Origin of the sequence: Paenibacillus sp. FSL P4-0176, from assembly GCF_037975265.1 — a bacterium.
Lineage (GTDB): Bacteria > Bacillota > Bacilli > Paenibacillales > Paenibacillaceae > Paenibacillus > Paenibacillus amylolyticus.
This window is the reverse complement of record NZ_CP150242.1, coordinates 2,058,961-2,075,154: the sequence shown is the minus strand read 5'-3', so window position 1 is coordinate 2,075,154 and position 16,194 is coordinate 2,058,961. Positions and strand designations below refer to the sequence as shown.

Below are 16,194 nucleotides of genomic sequence, written 5' to 3'. Positions count from 1 at the left end.
CATTACTCTTTACATTCACAAGATTAAACAAGTCTGAATGATTTCTTCTGAGTATCCCGACTGTTTGCACCCACAAGAATATGGAACTCGCCTCGATCACTGCGGTGGCTTAAATCGGAATGGTGATAACAAAGCTGTTCTTCATTTAACGTAAATGTGGCTGTACCACTCTCGCCTGGCGCCAGTGCAAGTTTCACATATCCTTTCAGCTCACGCATAGGACGAACGACTTCACCCGTTACATCACGAACGTACAACTGAACGGTCTCTACGCCTGCGCGCTCACCCGTGTTTGTTACACGTACTTGGATGCTCAGGGACTCTTCGGCAGTCATCTCGTTACTTGACACTTCAAGATCACCATAAGAGAACGAAGTGTACGAGAGACCATAACCGAACGGAAGCAAAGGTTCATTCGGGCTGTCAATGTATTTGGAGACATAACGTTCTTCCGTCTTCTCCGGGTTCAGTGGACGACCTGTATTGAAATGGTTGTAATAGACCGGAATCTGACCTACGGACTGCGGGAAAGACATCGTCAGACGTGCAGATGGATTCACTACACCTGTCAGAACATCTGCGATCGCCGCTCCGCCTTCACTACCCGGAAACCAGGCTTCCAGAACGGCATCCGATTCATCGATTACACCATGCAGATCCAATGGACGGCCGTTGAAAATAACGCTGGCAATCGGTTTTCCCGCTGCTTTGAGCTGTTTAACCAATTCCAATTGGGCTGCCGGCAGACGAATATCAGTACGTGATCCACCTTCTCCACTCATCTCGGAGTCTTCACCAAGAGCAAGGACAATCAGATCTGCTTTGCTTGCCACTTCCAGGGCTTCGGCAATCTGCTCAGCTGTAATCGTATGAACATTACTGCCTTGAGCGAATTGAACTTTCCCACCCGTCAGGCGTTCTTGCAGAGCTGTTCCCAACTTAACTGCATCTTCCTTAACTCCTTCACAGGACCACCAGCCCAGAATATCAGGACTCTGTGCAAAAGGACCAATGAGGGCTACATTAGCGTCAGGTTGAAGTGGAAGCACACTGTCATCATTCTTCAACAGGACAGCTGATTTCGTTGCCAGTTCATACGATACCTGACGGTGCTCTTTGGAGAATACAATCTCACGTTCACGTTCAGGATCAGCTGCACGAAGTGGGTTATCGAACAATCCCAGCTTTTCTTTCAGTTGCAGAATTCGCAGAACGGCTTCATCAATGAGCTTCTCATCCACTTCACCACTCTCAATCAGTTCAGGCAAATGATGCACATAACAAGGTGTCATCATCTCCATATCTACTCCTGCGCGAATGGCACGATATGCCGCTTCACGATCATCTTCCGCAGCGCCATGCGCAATCATTTCGCGAATGGAAGCCCAATCCGAGATTAATACACCATCAAAGCCCCACTCGTCACGCAAAATACCGCGCATTAACTTCTCATTGCCACTTGCCGGAATACCGTCAACCGTATTGAACGAAGTCATGACCATTTCCACGCCCGCATCCAACGCTGCTTTGTACGCTGGCAAATAGTACTCACGCAGGTTACGCTCAGACATGTCCACCGTATTGTAATCCCGACCACCCTCAGCCGCTCCATAAGCCGCAAAGTGTTTAACACAGGCTGCAAGACGATCTGGCTCATCCTTCAAGCTGTCGCCCTGATATCCACGTACAAACGCAGCCGCGAACAAACTGTTCAGATAAGGATCTTCTCCTGTCGTTTCCATCACACGGCCCCAGCGCGGGTCACGAACCAGATCCACCATAGGTGCAAAGGTAACATGCAAACCGGATACAGCTGATTCACGTGCTGCAATTTCAGCACTTTTCTCAGCCAGTTCTGTGTCCCATGAACAACCGATCGCCAGTGGAATCGGGAAAATGGTTTTGAATCCATGAACTACGTCAGCCATGAACAAAAGCGGAATGCCCAAACGACTTTTTTGCATATAAGCTTGCTGTACATCAATGATGGCCTGCGCACCGGACAACCCCAGAATGGACCCACTGGCATCTACGGACTGCTCCGTAATTCCCATCTCTTCCATCGGCCCTGTGATCTGACCTTCAACATTTGTTCCTTCATAGAAGTTGGCAGTCAACTGAAGAAGCTGAGCTGTTTTTTCCTCCAACGTCATCTGTTTCACCAGGTCTAACAACTGCTCGTTATTCATCTGATCGTATCCTCCACTACAAGTTGTTGAAATAAAGAACCCGGCTGCGTTCGGGGAGAGACCGCGCACCGGGTTCAAAATTAATTACTGAATGATTACTAGAATTTATCGTTTAGCTCATCCAGATAAGGTTGAACCAGGGACATTTTACTGTTTACCCATTCTTTCCAGTTTGCCTCTAGATCTCCGTTTTTGAGGATCAAGTTGGCATATTCATTCTGGTAGTCGAATGAAGCCTGACTCTTAGCTTTGGAATCGTACAGGTTGACATCCCAATCGTATGGTGCAAGGGATTTGCCTTCTGTACCAAGTTTTGCTTTTTCTTCGAACAATTTCACGGCTCTATCACGGTAATCTTTTTTGATTGCAGGGTTTACAACACTGAAGTCGTCACCGAGCAGGTACAGACCTTCGAAACGTGCTGGGTATTTATCTTCCAATACCGTTCCTTCTGGCAACAAGCTAACGAGTTCGTTGTTTTCATCATATTTCCAATCTTTTCCTTCAAAGCCCATGTTGATGAGCAACTGTCCTTCTTTTGTTGCGGAGTAATCGATCAGATCCATGATCCGTTCGAATTTCTCGTCACTGATGTCCGGATTGAAGATCAATGCAGACCAGAAGTTGGCTTGTTCCATGTTACGGTATTTCCCGTCATCGCCTACTACGATTGCTGTGTGTACCAGTTCATCACTATCTACACCCAGATTTTTTTTCATATCGGAATCCAGACCTTGTCTGTAGGAAGCCAGTCCGCCCAGACTTGTTACAGCAGCTGTACCTGTTACTTTGAAGTTGTTTTGACCTTCATTGTTTTTCCATGTGTAGAACTCAGGATTGAGCAGTCCGTCTTTATAGGCTTTTTGCATCAATTTAAGTCCTGTCAGCGTTTCAGGATCTGCTGGTCCCCAGTGGAATTGGCCATCTTCACCTTTGTAGAACGGAGAGTCAGTCATGGCATGCACACTGTTTGGCATAATCATGTTTGTCATAGCATCTGCCGCATTGTAGGACAGAGGTACAAGTTTGTTACCCACTTTGCCTGGATCTTTTTCTTTCACTAGCGCAGCATATTCATTCAATTCGGTTGTTGTATAAGCATCTTTCAGTTCAAAACCAACCGCTTCAGCCCAGTCTTTACGAAGCGCAATGACACCAATTTGGTTCGTGAGTGGGTCAGCCGGTTTGTTCTCGAAATAGATTGGTCTAGGCAGGACATATGTTCCACCTGTCAATTCTTCCAACTTGTCTCCAAGACCCGTCAAATTGTAAGCTGCTGCCACGTTAGGCCAGCGTTCTTTCCAGTCATCCGGGAATTTGTAGAACAAACCTTGTTCAATGCTGTTAATGGCATCGCCATGTACGTAGTTCCATACCGCTACATCCGGCAAGTCGCCAGAGTTGATCCACAGACGAAGTTTCTCGCCCCATGAATCCCAATCGATATAGTTGTAGTCCCAAGTTACATTAAATTTGTCTGTCCAGAACTTGTGGAAGTCATTATCCAGGTTCCCGTTTTTGATTTCTGTCAGGTTAGCTACAGAGATGGTCAGGTTGTCTTTGTAATTTCCCTCTGCATCTTTTTCGTTACCACCTGAAGCTCCTTGACTGGAACAAGCGGTCACCATCAGCATAACTACACTAAGCGTGATGGCAAAGAGAGCTCTTACTGACAACTTTTTTTTCGTTTTCATGTTTTACCCCCATGTTTTTAGTAGAATTTTATTGCAAAATCCTATACGTATATCAGGTCTTGATTGCCCCTGTTAATACCCCTTTGGCAAAGTGTTTTTGCAGCATTGGGAAGAAACACATAATTGGTACCATGGTGACAAATACGGCCGCCATCTTCATACCCATTGAGAAGTTGCTTGCCTGGGCAGCATCCACACTGGATGCATTGGATGCATTCGTCGTAGATGTCACGATAATATTTCGGAGTACATTCTGGAGCGGTAACTGATCCGCTTTCCGAAGGAATATCATCGCATCATACCAACTGTTCCAGTAAGCTACACCGTAGAACAACGTGATTGTAGCCATAATTGGTGTAGCCAGCGGAAGAACAACGGAGAACAAAATTCTCCACTCTCCTGCTCCATCCAGTCTCGCCGATTCCATCAGCGATTCAGGCAAGGTGTAGAAGTAGTTCATCATCAGAATCATGTTAAACGCACTGAAGCTTCCCGCCAGGATAACGGACCACAGCGTACCTGTAAGATGAAGTGATTTCATGATCAGGTACAGCGGTACGATACCACCATTAAAGATCATGGTGAACAGTACCAGGAAAAAGAGAAATTTCTTAAACGGAAATTTGTTGCGACTAAGGCCATATGCCATGCTTGTTGTCAGGAACAAGCTGAGTGGCAAGCCGATGACTAGCAATATAATTGTATTTTTGTACCCCGTCAGAATCGTTCCGTCAGCGAACAATGCCTTGTAGGAATCCAATGTCCATTCTTTAGGGAACATCAAAAATGGATTGTCAGCATATTCTTTTTGTGTTGCAAACGAAATCATGATGACATTCCAGAACGGAATCAGGATCATCAGGGCAAGCACTAGTAATACGGCGAAAATAATGTAATCGAGAAGTGTCATTTTTTCTGTACCAATTCTCGGTTTTTTGTTAGCTTTCTTGCTCATCTCATTTTTCCTCCTCTCTTATCGGAACAAACCGTCTCCGCCAAGCCACTTGGCAAATCTGTCAGCAAGAAGCAGCAAGGCCATATTCACCAGGGAACGGAACAAGCTGACCGCTGTCGAGAATGAGAAATCGGTAGATGACTGGAACGTAATCCGATAGATATATACATCGAGTACTTCCGATACATTTTTGGTAGCGGCATTTGCCAAGTTGAAGATCTGGTCAAACCCGGAAGACATCAATCCACCAACCGAGAGAATAAACATGATTGTGATGGTTGGAAGGATGTTCGGCAAAGTAATTTTGAACATCTGTTGCATACGGGAAGCCCCGTCAATCTGTGCTGATTCATACTGATCCTGATCAATACCGGAAATGGCAGCCAGGAATATAATCGCGCCCCATCCACTTGATTTCCAAATATCAGTCAACAGCAACATGGGTACAAAGTTGGATTCGGACCCCAGGAAGTTAATCGTTGGCAATCCGAGTAATCCGAGCGCGCTATTTACCAGTCCGTCATATGCCAGCACATTGATGACTACCCCGGATACGATGATCCAGGAAAGGAAGTGCGGGAATGTAAGAACGGTTTGGAACAATTTTTTTCCTCTGCGCATCCGCAATTCATTCAGCAACAGCGCCAGAATGATCGGGAACGGGAACTGAATAATCAGTTTCAGAATATTGATGTACAGCGTACGCCATACTGCGTCGATAAAGGTTGGATCACGGAAAACATATTTGAAGTTCTCGAATCCGCTCCATGGACTTCCCCAGATGCCCAGGTTGGCCTTGTAATCTTTGAATGCCAGAGACAGGCCACCCATCGGCATGTAGGCAAACAGAATTAGCCAGACAAGCCCCGGAATAAGCAGGGTGTATGTCATTCGGTGCTTCCAGATTTCAGTCCAGAGCGAATTGCCCTTCACGTTTCCCTTCAGCTTTTTGCTAGGTCCTTCGGCTGCAGGTTTCACATTGCATCTCCTCACTCTACTATGGTCTTGTCGTTGTACAGAAAATCAAACATCGTTCTCAGGTGGTGCTCCCAAAATCTCCATTCATGAGCCCCCGGCGTCTCCACATACCGAAAATCAAAGGCAGTCCCCTGCATGTATTTCGCATAGTCGCGATTCATCTCTACAAAGGGGTCACTATCGCCACAGCAACTGAGGATATCCGGTAAAGGAACACCCTGTTCCAGCAACTTGGCCGACAGTGCGTAAATATCCTGATCGGCTTTTACCTGTAAACGTTCTCCAAAAACCGCTTTCATTTCCTTGATCATTGTCGCTGGCATATGGGGATCATGAAGCCGTGTCTGGATATCCGTTACGCCGGATAGAGACACTACTTTGCGATATCGCTCTGGATAAGTTAGTCCACATTTCAGTGCACCATATCCACCCATGGATAAACCTGCAACGTATGTTTTCTCCGGATCAGGATTCAGATTGAGCAGACGCTTGCATATTTCAGGTAACTCCTGAGTGATGTAGTGGAAGTAATTCAGGCCGTATTCCATATCGGTGTAATAGCTTCGATTCGCTTCCGGCATAATGATCGTACAGCCATATTGCGCTGCATACATCTCAATTGTGGTTAACCGTTGCCAGGTACTCGCATTATCGCCTGCCCCGTGCAACAGATATAGTGTACCGCCTGAAGTCTCTCCGGAGTCACTGGACACAACATGTATGCTGGTATTCATGCATAAGGTTGGCGATCCAGTTTCGATCGTTATATGTGCCATAAATGTAACTCCTCTCATCATCGCCTGCTGTCTTTACTCATTCGTTTCTCTGGCGTTGGATTGCAGGCTGTTGTAGATTCCCTTGTATTACGATGGGTTATCGAAACGATTTTCTCGAATCGTTTCAAAACATAGCCAACGTTGATTCACATGGACTTCATTACAACACTTTTAATGTGGAAGCGATTTCTTCGAATCGTTTCGAATAAATCATAAGCCCGATGAGTAAATCCTGTCAATAACCTTTTTACAAATTTCGCGTTTTTTTCTCGAAAAAATGCTCTTTTAAGTCTAAATCTGCGTCCAAAGACACTATTATTACGAAAAAATGAAAATTTAGTAAGTGCTATTACAACTTTAATTGACACCAAACCAGGTTTATACTAACATGGGTTCTGATTTTGCATTCGAATTACGGAAACGTTTCACCAACCGATTTTACTCAGGTTTCACCTGATATTAGGGAGGTTAATATGTCTGAGCAACTCAAAGGTTTCATTCATACGATTACGGAGCAACAATTGAACGTTTTTTCCATTCGCATATTACAAAAAGGGCATCTGCTTGCCCATTGGGACCGGGATAATGATCAGCGCAGGGTACAACATTCCATCAGTAAATCCTTCACATGTATGGCCGTTGGTCTTGCTCTTGAAGAAGGTCTGATACATCTGGATGCGACACTTGGTGATTATTTCTCTTATGATCATGCACCCGTTGCACAACGCAATCTCCCATCGCCGCAAGAATTGAGACTGCGTGATCTTCTCCGAATGACTTCGGGTCATGACTCTCCCCCTCTTTGGGCTGATGAACGAGCTTCATTGACCGAAAAGGACTGGGCGAAATATTATATGTCTCTTCCTCTGGACCGGGTACCTGGAGAACAATTTACATATAGCAGCGGGGATACGTTTATGATCTCGGCCATGCTACAGGCTGCTACCGGCCAAACCGTGAAAGATTACCTGACTCCACGATTATTTGATCCACTTGGCATTCATGATGTAGAGTGGGAAACCTCTCCACTGGGGGTAACACTTGGCTGTGCAGGTCTTTGGATAAGTAATGAGGAACTGAGTCGATTTGGACAGTTACTGTTGCAGGAGGGCCATTGGGAAGGCACACAGCTTGTACCTGCGGATTGGATTCGACAGGCCACGTCCCAGCAGATCGAAACGACTGGAGACGGTGATTGGGGAAAAGGTTACGGGTATCAGTTCTGGATGTGTTCCCATGATGCTTACCGCGCCGATGGCGCCTATGGTCAGTTGTGTATCGTAATTTCCTCAAAGGAAGCTGTCATATGTATTAATAGTGAGGAAGAAAATATGCAAGGCATCCTGAATGCCGTGTGGAATGAGGTTTTACCCCTTTACACCCAGCGTTAGTATACGTATTTTATCTTTTTTTCAAATTGCAATTATGCCATTCAATTGAGAATAAAACAAAAAAAACGCCACGGGGTCAATGGACCCCATGACGTTATTTCTTATCCGTGTTGTGGAAGCTGAGTCATTTCATCTAAACATTGTGCGCATATGTAACGCTCTTTGAACTCGTTGACTTCCTCGATGGATCCGCAGAAAATACATTTTGGACGATATCTCTCCAAGATAATATGGTCCCCTTGTACTAAGATTTCTACAGGATCTCCCTCATTCATTTGATACCTTTTACGCAAAGATTTAGGCAATACGATCCTACCTAATTGGTCAACTTTGCGAACTACTCCAGCTGGCTTCATAGCTACGGCACACCTCTCCTATCTTACTCTAAATTTCTAGGTACATTTGTACTATGTTTATAGATTCGCCAAGATTTTGTCGAATCCTGCTGGAAATAAACATTTTTTGTCCTTTTTTTTGAAAAATGTTTTTTTTCCGAATTCTAGCCGTCATTTATAACCAAAATTTATCCTTCTAACCCCGGGAAATTGAGCTGACGTAACGCTTCATATACAATAATTGCTGCCGAATTGGACAGATTTAATGATCTAACGTCACCAGTCATTGGCATTTTCATGCATGTATCGGGATTCGCAGCAATTAATTCAGGTGGCAGGCCTTTAGTCTCTTTACCAAAAACGAGGAAATCCCCATCCTGAAAATTAAAATCACTATATCGGTTCCTGGCCTTCGTAGTTGCATAGAAGAAACGACCTTCCGGATATTTTTCCTGAACCTCAGCAAATGAGTCGTGGTATTCAATATGGACAGCATGCCAGTAATCCAGCCCTGCACGTTTCAATGTAGCATCATCTGTTCGAAATCCAAGTGGACGTACGAGATGCAGATGGGTACCGGTTGCCGCACAAGTACGCGAAATATTGCCTGTGTTCGCCGGAATTTCTGGTTCAACCAGAACGATGTGTAAAGCCATATGTGTTCAATCTCCTTTTCATTTCATGTTGACGACAACCCTCTAATCTTAAAGAAAAGCCCTCCACACGTCAATGTGGAAGGCTCCCTATACTTAATTATCCATTTGTCTTCTGGAAGTGGCTCATGAAGTCTGTCAGTGCCTTAACACTTTCATAAGGAGCAGCATTATAAATGGAGGCACGGAGACCACCCACACTGCGATGTCCTTTCAAACCTACAAATCCTTCTTCCTCCGAAGCCTTGATGAACTTTTTCTCCAATTCTTCAGAAGCAAGACGGAAGGTTACATTCATGAGGGAACGATCTTCTTGTTCCACACAACCACGGTAGAAATCACCGGAACCATCAATTGTGTTATAGAGCAATTCCGCTTTTTTCGTATTTTTTTGCTCAATACCAGCCAGTCCGCCCTGTTCTTCAATCCATTTCAATACTTCATTCACCATATATACTGAGAAGGATGGTGGCGTATTGTACAGGGAATTGTTATCTACATGTGTGCTGTAACGAAGCATGGTTGGAATCGTTTTAGGCGATTCGCTCACCAGTTCCTCACGAGCAATTACAACCGTAATTCCGGATGGACCCAGGTTCTTCTGTGCACCCGCGTAGATCATGCCGAACTGATTAAGATCAAATGGTTTACAGAAAATATCACTCGACATGTCCGCAATCAGAGGTACTGAACCGGTATCCGGGAACGACTTGAATTGCGTACCTTCAATCGTTTCGTTCGAAGTCAGATGCACATAAGCCGTACGTTCTGGCAAACTCAGATTCGAAACATCCGGCAATTTCATAAATTTCTCTGCTTCTGAAGATGCAGCAACATGTGTCTCGCCGATCAACTTCGCCTCAGACAGAGCCTTCTTCGCCCAGCTGCCAGTCATCACGTAACTTGCAGTCTGCCCTGCACCGAGCAGGTTCATTGGCAACATCGCGAACTGAGTGCTTGCACCGCCCTGCAGAAAGAGAACCTTGTATCCTTTTGGATTGCCTAGAAGCGACAACAACCGCTCCTGAGCTTCATTATGTACAGACTCATACACCGCTCCACGGTGAGACATCTCCATAATCGACATGCCTGTATTACGAAAATCTACAAATTCCGCCTGTGCACGCTCCAGTACCTCAAGTGGTAACGCCGCAGGTCCTGCATTAAAGTTATACGCTCTTTTTGTCACAAAATCCCCCGCCCTTTCCATCCGTAACTCTGACATACAAACAGCATTTTGCACAATTCGATTAGAATCGCTCACGGGTATAAGATATAGACAAATTGAAACATTTTGATCTATATCTTACTTATTGAAAGTCGCTCTATGGATTTGTGCAAAATGCACTCAAAGTGAATATTATCGCTATGATATCAGTATTCTCTATCTGCTTCAAGGGTAATATGCACTGAAGTGTTGAATTCAGGTCATCAAATTCCTTTATCACCCTGCAAAGTTAAAGCACTACATTGTTTAATTCAAGGAAAAGCCTCCGAGAGCGTGTCCCGGAGGCTTTAAGTTGGAACAAGAACTGTTCCGACCCCGACCGATTAGCAGTCGAAGTAGAGGCTGTACTCGTGCGGATGAATGCGGATCGCTACTGCTTTCGCTTCATCACGTTTGAGGTTGATGTAATTATCAAGGAAGTCTTTCGTGAATACGCCGCCTTCAGTCAAGAACTCGTTGTCAGCTGCCAATGCATCAAGTGCTTCTTCCAGGGAAGCTGGCACACTGCGGATGTTTTCTTTGTCTGCATCAGACAGGTCATAGATGTTTTTGTCGAGCGGACCATATCCAAGCTCAGTTGGATTGATTTTACGTTTGATTCCGTCCAGACCCGCCATCAGCATTGCGGAGAATGCCAGGTAAGGGTTAGCTGTGGAGTCTGGTGTACGGAACTCGATACGACAACCCTTCGGTGTCACAGCTGCAACCGGAATCCGAACTGCTGCGGAACGGTTACCTTTGGAGTAAACCAGGTTTACTGGTGCTTCGTAACCAGGTACGAGACGTTTGAACGAGTTCGTACTAGGGTTAGTCAAAGCGATCAGTGCCGGAGCATGGTACAGGATACCTCCGATGTAGTGCAGAGCCATTTCACTCAGGTTAGCATATCCCGCTTTGTCATAGAACAATGGGGAATCGCCATCAAAGATGGATTGGTGAACGTGCATTCCGCTACCATTATCACCGAACAATGGTTTTGGCATGAATGTTGCTACTTTGCCATATTGACGTGCAGTGTTGTGCACGATGTATTTGTATGCAAGCAGGTTATCTGCTGTTTTCTTCAGTGTATCAAAACGGAAGTTGATTTCGGCTTGACCCGCTGTCGCCACTTCATGGTGATGACGCTCGATTGACAGGCCAGCTTCTTCCAAAAGGCGACACATTTCGCTACGAATATCTTGTTGTGTATCCACTGGTGCTACTGGAACATATCCGCCTTTAGTACGAACTTTGAAGCCCAAGTTTCCGCCTTCTTCCTGACGGTTAGTGTTCCATGAAGCTTCTTCTGAATCTACGAAGTAGGAAGAGCTGTTCGTGCCGCTCTCATAACGAACATCGTCGAAGATGAAGAACTCGGATTCAGGTGCGAAGAATGCTGTTGTACCTACGCCGCTTTCTTGCAGGAAAGCTTCTGCTTTAACAGCGATGCTGCGTGGGTCACGCTCATAACGCTCGCCATCCGGAGTGAAGATATCACACATAACATTCAATGTAGGGTGTGCAGTGAACGGATCGACATAAGTCGCTTCAGGGTCTGGCATCATAACCATATCGGACTCTTCAATTCCGCGGAAACCTTGGATAGAAGAACCGTCAAAAGCTACTCCATTTACGAACGTGTCTGCATCAACAGCCGAAGCTGGCAACGAGATGTGATGTGCACGACCAGCTAAATCTACAAAACGAAAATCTACCCACTCGATGTTGTTCTCTTGAATTGATTTCAATACGTTTTCAACCGACATGTATTCGTCCTCCCAAATATTCCGAACATTAAACAACCCCACTAAGAAAATGTCTAAATTCGAATTTTTTTCTGTCGTCATTATAAATTTTAAAACATGACATCGTCAATACTTATGTAAGGTATTTTTTGAAGGGATGTTAGATATACTCACACTTTATAAATAACATAAATTCATATAACAACTAGTTTTACATACATTTAACTGGTTTAATGCGGTAAAGCGCCCTCTATTTTAACCTAAATCATGGGAAAAACTTCACATCATAAATGTTTCTTATCACTATTGATTAATAAATACGTTCAAAACTGCAAAATATGCAAAAAACCGAGCATCTATCTGATTCCGTTGCAATGAACGAGATCAGAGGAGATGCCCGGATGATGATCCAGACCTTGACTATGAAATTCTTATTACACGCCTACACGTGCCGGGAAAAATTCTGCCGGTTGTTTGGCTGTGCTGAATGATTTACCCACGATTGGTGCCAATTTCTCCAGATCCTGCAGCAGGTTGGCGAATTGGTCAGGGAACAAAGACTGCACACCATCTCCTGTCATGGAGTTATCCGGATCGGTATGCATTTCAATGATCAGGCCATTGGCACCTGCAGCAACAGAAGCTTTTGTCATCGGTTCCACCAGTTCACGTCGTCCAGTACCATGGCTCGGATCGGAAATAACCGGCAAATGGCTCAGAGACTGCAGAACAGGGATCGCTGACAGATCCAACGTATTCCGTGTGTAGGATTCAAACGTACGAATACCACGTTCACACAGCATAACATTTGGGTTACCACCCGCAAGAATGTATTCAGCCGCATTCAACAATTCATCGTATGTCGCACTGAAACCACGTTTCAACAATACCGGCTTGCCACACTCACCCAATTTGCGGAGCAGGTCAAAGTTCTGCATGTTACGTGTACCTACTTGCAGAATATCTGCGTACTCGGCGCAAATATCCACATACTCAGGTGTCATGACTTCTGTAATGGTCAGCAGATCATGTTTCTTGCCTGCTTCCGCCATCATGATCAATCCCTCTACGCCCGTTCCCTGGAAGCTGTAAGGACCCGTACGAGGCTTAAATGCTCCCCCACGTAACACTTGCCCACCAGCAGCTTTCACAAGCCCGGCAATCTCATCAATCTGTGCAGCGGATTCAACCGCACATGGTCCGCCCATGACAACAAGTTCTTTTCCGCCGATATCTACACCTTTGATGGAGATCACCGTATCTTCCGGATGGAAGTCACGACTTGCCAATTTGTAAGACTTCGAGATTTTAACGACATTCTCGACACCTTTCATTTGGCGAAGATGCTCTTGCATTTTAGGTTCAACTTTACCAATCAAACCAATGATAGTACGATCCTCTCCGCGAGAGATATGCACCTGAAGCCCTTCTTTTTCAATAACTGCAACGATATCCTGAATCTGTTCCTCCGGTGTAGCTTTGCCTGCAATAACGATCATATTAATTCCCATCCTTCCTTGTATGAGAGCACAATAATTTCCTTAACGTGCGTCTGATTAAATATAAAAACTCTGTCGTGCTTAAACGCTTGTTCGCTTTTAAGCTTTTATCCGTTAAAGTGAATATACCATAGTTATCTGATTGCGTCAAGGTACACATTCCTTATCCATATACAAAAAAAGAATCCTGCTCCACAGGCTCCGACATTCGGATCTGCATAACAGGATTCTTCTCATTCACATCTCGTTTTTAATTCACATACACTTAGACTTACTTTTACATTTCCTAAGGTGTACGTGTTTTTTCTCTAACTGGAGGCAACAGTTTGCTCATGTTCACGGTACGTTTGATCTCCCACGTCTCCGGCTTGTCATGTTCATACTGTTCCAGGTAAAGGATGACTTCTTTCGTGATCGGTGTTGGTGTTGATGCACCCGAAGTAACCGCCACCTTATTTACACCTTTCAGCCATTCTTGCTGAATCTCGGAAACATCAGATACACGGTAGGCCGTAACACCCGCAATCTCCTCCGACACTTGTGCCAGACGGTTAGAGTTATTGCTGCGAGGATCACCCACCACGATAACCAGGTCCGATTGACCTGCCTGTTCCGCTACAGCTTCCTGACGAACCTGAGTTGCAAGGCAAATCTCATTATGAATCTCTGCGCCCGGAAACTTCTCCAGCAGACGGCTCATAATGTGTTTAATATCCCACTGGCTCATCGTTGTCTGATTCGTAATAAGGATTTTGCCTGGAGATACGTTCAGTTCTTCGATCTCTTCTTCCTTCTCGATCAGATGAACGAGATCTGGTGCAACACCAACGGCACCTTCTGGTTCAGGGTGATTCTTTTTGCCGATATAGATGATCTGATAACCCTCTGCCGTCTTCTCCCGAATGAGATCATGTGTCTTGGTGACATCAGGGCATGTTGCATCCACTGTTGTCAATCCTTTGTCCCGTGCCAACTTGCGCACTTCAGGAGATACACCATGAGCTGTGAAAATAATCGTGCCACTCTCCACTTGGCTCAAAATATCCATCCGGTTCGGACCATCCAATGTAATAATACCTTCATCTTCAAAGGAATCCGTCACATGTTGGTTATGCACAATCATACCCAATATATAAATAGGTCGTGGTAAATCCAGATTGCGTGCCGCTTGACGCGCGAGCACCATCGCATCCACAACGCCGTAACAATATCCCCGCGGCGAAATTCGTAGTACTTCCACTTGGTTGCCACCCGCTTTCTTTCTCGGCAACGTTGCCGATGTAATTGCAGTCCTGTCTATTATACCTTTATTCGATAGGCGGAGCAAAGACAACCGGCAACCAGATAATAAAGGTGGTTCCTTCTCCACGTCTGGTCACAACCTCAACCGATCCGTGGTGTTCTTCAATAATCCACTTCGCAATCGAAAGTCCCAGACCGATCCCCGGTGTCGCCCCACGGGATTCATCCGCCCGATAGAAGCGATCAAAGATGAACGGCACTTCGTCCCGATCCATCCCAATACCAGTGTCGCTGATGCGTAGTCCTACCTGACCTTTGTATAATACGGCATCCAGCGTCACAGAGCCTTCAGGTGTGTATTTAAACGCATTTTCGATGAAAATAAACAACATCTGTTGCAGATAGTCCTTGCTACCGTTCACATAAATACCATTAAGGATGGAAAAATCTCCTGGAAGCCAGTCTGCCTGACGATCCAGAAATTGTGCTCTACGTGCCACTTCCTGTACGAGAATTTGCAGCGGGGTCGGATTCAGTTCAATTTTCTGACCCGTATCCGCTCTCGCCAGCGATAACATGTCGCTGATCAGCCTGCTCATACGTTTTCCCTCGTCCGCCATATCTTCAATGGCTTCCAGCGACATTTGTTTGACGGTCTCCTCATCCAGATTCGGTCGGTCGGTCCCCTCCTGATCCCACAGCTTCTTCAGGAAGTCTACGTTCCCGCGTATGGTGGTCAGCGGCGTACGCAGTTCATGCGATGCATCGGATACAAAGCGGCGCTGGGCAGCATTCGTCTCCTCCAAACCACGGAATGACAATTCTGTACGTTCAAGCATATTATTCACCGTTTCAATCAGACGCCCGATCTCATCCTTCGGCCCAGCATATTGAATACGTACACTTAAGTCATCTCCAGATTGAATCTGATTGGCGGCATCAATGACAGTTACGAGCGGACGCATCGACTTGCGAGCCAGGACGAGACCTGAGGTAATAGCGAGGGCCATCGCTACCAGCCAGCCAAAAACCAAAATATTAAGCAACGCTTCCAGCAAGCGCTCCTGTGAACTTACATTCGCACCAACCTGAAGAATCCCACGTACTTCATTGGTTCCCTGAAGAGAAAGGGGAAGCTGATTCACCAGAAACGGTGTACCATCCACATAGATCTTGGATATGCCTCGCTTTTCAAGAATTTCATTGGCTTTTAATACCGGAAACTGAATCTCCAGTTTTTTCATATTGCCGGAAATTATGCCTGAGCGACTCTGATAATCCCAGAGTTGAATGTAAATTTGTGCCTCCTGAAGCTGGCTCTCTGTAAATGGGTCCAGATCCAACGACTGCGAAAGAGGATTTACACCAATTTGATCCGTAATCCGGGCACTTTTCACCTTTAATTGCTGTTCGACTTCCTGATAGGAATTAAAATAAACAAAGGCATAGATGACAACGCCCCAAAAAATAAGCACGGCGGCCAGAATACCAGAATACCATGCGGTTAGTCTTAACCGAATGGACATG

The 16,194-nt window shown here is 45.4% G+C and carries 13 protein-coding genes; 1 reads left to right on the top strand and 12 read right to left on the bottom strand.

All coding sequences use genetic code 11. The annotated features are described in order from the left end of the window. Positions 1–23: 23 nt before the first annotated feature. From bglX to MKY95_RS09665, 5 genes are all read right to left on the bottom strand, one after another. Positions 24–2,189, bottom strand: coding sequence for a beta-glucosidase BglX (gene bglX, locus MKY95_RS09685; RefSeq protein WP_076318320.1), 2,166 nt, complete (start codon positions 2,187–2,189; stop codon positions 24–26). Between the two features lie 98 nt (positions 2,190–2,287). Next, positions 2,288–3,883: an ABC transporter substrate-binding protein gene (locus MKY95_RS09680; RefSeq protein ID WP_047842284.1), complete on the bottom strand. Its 1,596-nt coding sequence runs from the start codon at positions 3,881–3,883 to the stop codon at positions 2,288–2,290. 52 nt (positions 3,884–3,935) lie between these two features. Next, entirely contained in the window at positions 3,936–4,838 is a 903-nt protein-coding gene (locus MKY95_RS09675; RefSeq protein WP_036610027.1) for a carbohydrate ABC transporter permease, read from the bottom strand. A gap of 18 nt (positions 4,839–4,856) precedes the next feature. Then, positions 4,857–5,816, bottom strand: coding sequence for an ABC transporter permease subunit (locus MKY95_RS09670; protein ID WP_017689585.1), 960 nt, complete (start codon positions 5,814–5,816; stop codon positions 4,857–4,859). 11 nt (positions 5,817–5,827) lie between these two features. Continuing rightward, on the bottom strand, positions 5,828–6,592 hold the full coding sequence (locus MKY95_RS09665) for an alpha/beta hydrolase family protein (RefSeq protein WP_076318319.1): 765 nt from the start codon (positions 6,590–6,592) through the stop codon (positions 5,828–5,830). A gap of 473 nt (positions 6,593–7,065) precedes the next feature. On the opposite strand from MKY95_RS09665, the gene MKY95_RS09660 reads away from it, so the two are divergent. Continuing rightward, positions 7,066–7,983 carry a serine hydrolase gene (locus tag MKY95_RS09660; protein WP_339198426.1) on the top strand — a complete coding sequence of 306 codons (918 nt, stop codon included), beginning with the start codon at positions 7,066–7,068 and terminating at the stop codon, positions 7,981–7,983. Positions 7,984–8,084: 101 nt separating this feature from the next. On the opposite strand, the gene MKY95_RS09655 is transcribed toward MKY95_RS09660, so the two are convergent. From MKY95_RS09655 to MKY95_RS09625, 7 genes are all read right to left on the bottom strand, one after another. Further along, entirely contained in the window at positions 8,085–8,339 is a 255-nt protein-coding gene (locus MKY95_RS09655) for an AbrB/MazE/SpoVT family DNA-binding domain-containing protein (RefSeq protein ID WP_036610032.1), read from the bottom strand. Positions 8,340–8,506: 167 nt separating this feature from the next. Continuing rightward, entirely contained in the window at positions 8,507–8,974 is a 468-nt protein-coding gene (trmL, locus tag MKY95_RS09650) for a tRNA (uridine(34)/cytosine(34)/5-carboxymethylaminomethyluridine(34)-2'-O)-methyltransferase TrmL (RefSeq protein ID WP_076318317.1), read from the bottom strand. A gap of 97 nt (positions 8,975–9,071) precedes the next feature. Continuing rightward, a complete protein-coding gene (serC, locus tag MKY95_RS09645; RefSeq protein WP_076318316.1) occupies positions 9,072–10,160 on the bottom strand; it encodes a 3-phosphoserine/phosphohydroxythreonine transaminase in 1,089 nt (362 codons plus the stop codon). Between the two features lie 362 nt (positions 10,161–10,522). After that, on the bottom strand, positions 10,523–11,947 hold the full coding sequence (gene glnA / locus MKY95_RS09640; protein ID WP_036669830.1) for a type I glutamate--ammonia ligase: 1,425 nt from the start codon (positions 11,945–11,947) through the stop codon (positions 10,523–10,525). A gap of 413 nt (positions 11,948–12,360) precedes the next feature. Beyond that, positions 12,361–13,425, bottom strand: a complete 1,065-nt coding sequence (gene aroF, locus MKY95_RS09635) for a 3-deoxy-7-phosphoheptulonate synthase (RefSeq protein WP_036610039.1) — start codon at positions 13,423–13,425, stop codon at positions 12,361–12,363. Between the two features lie 286 nt (positions 13,426–13,711). Continuing rightward, positions 13,712–14,665, bottom strand: a complete 954-nt coding sequence (locus MKY95_RS09630; RefSeq protein ID WP_036669829.1) for a 4-hydroxy-3-methylbut-2-enyl diphosphate reductase — start codon at positions 14,663–14,665, stop codon at positions 13,712–13,714. A gap of 67 nt (positions 14,666–14,732) precedes the next feature. Then, positions 14,733–16,193 carry a HAMP domain-containing sensor histidine kinase gene (locus MKY95_RS09625; protein WP_076318315.1) on the bottom strand — a complete coding sequence of 487 codons (1,461 nt, stop codon included), beginning with the start codon at positions 16,191–16,193 and terminating at the stop codon, positions 14,733–14,735. Position 16,194 lies beyond the last annotated feature (1 nt).

What these genes read in the sequence shown, in the direction of transcription:
- bglX (WP_076318320.1), bottom strand. Translation starts at nt 2,189, where the DNA reads ATGAATAACGAGCAGTTGTTAGACCTGGTGAAACAGATGACGTTGGAG.
- MKY95_RS09680 (WP_047842284.1), bottom strand. Translation starts at nt 3,883, where the DNA reads ATGAAAACGAAAAAAAAGTTGTCAGTAAGAGCTCTCTTTGCCATCACG.
- MKY95_RS09675 (WP_036610027.1), bottom strand. Translation starts at nt 4,838, where the DNA reads ATGAGCAAGAAAGCTAACAAAAAACCGAGAATTGGTACAGAAAAAATG.
- MKY95_RS09665 (WP_076318319.1), bottom strand. Translation starts at nt 6,592, where the DNA reads ATGGCACATATAACGATCGAAACTGGATCGCCAACCTTATGCATGAAT.
- MKY95_RS09660 (WP_339198426.1), top strand. Translation starts at nt 7,066, where the DNA reads ATGTCTGAGCAACTCAAAGGTTTCATTCATACGATTACGGAGCAACAA.
- MKY95_RS09655 (WP_036610032.1), bottom strand. Translation starts at nt 8,339, where the DNA reads ATGAAGCCAGCTGGAGTAGTTCGCAAAGTTGACCAATTAGGTAGGATC.
- trmL (WP_076318317.1), bottom strand. Translation starts at nt 8,974, where the DNA reads ATGGCTTTACACATCGTTCTGGTTGAACCAGAAATTCCGGCGAACACA.
- glnA (WP_036669830.1), bottom strand. Translation starts at nt 11,947, where the DNA reads ATGTCGGTTGAAAACGTATTGAAATCAATTCAAGAGAACAACATCGAG.
- aroF (WP_036610039.1), bottom strand. Translation starts at nt 13,425, where the DNA reads ATGATCGTTATTGCAGGCAAAGCTACACCGGAGGAACAGATTCAGGAT.
- MKY95_RS09625 (WP_076318315.1), bottom strand. Translation starts at nt 16,193, where the DNA reads ATGTCCATTCGGTTAAGACTAACCGCATGGTATTCTGGTATTCTGGCC.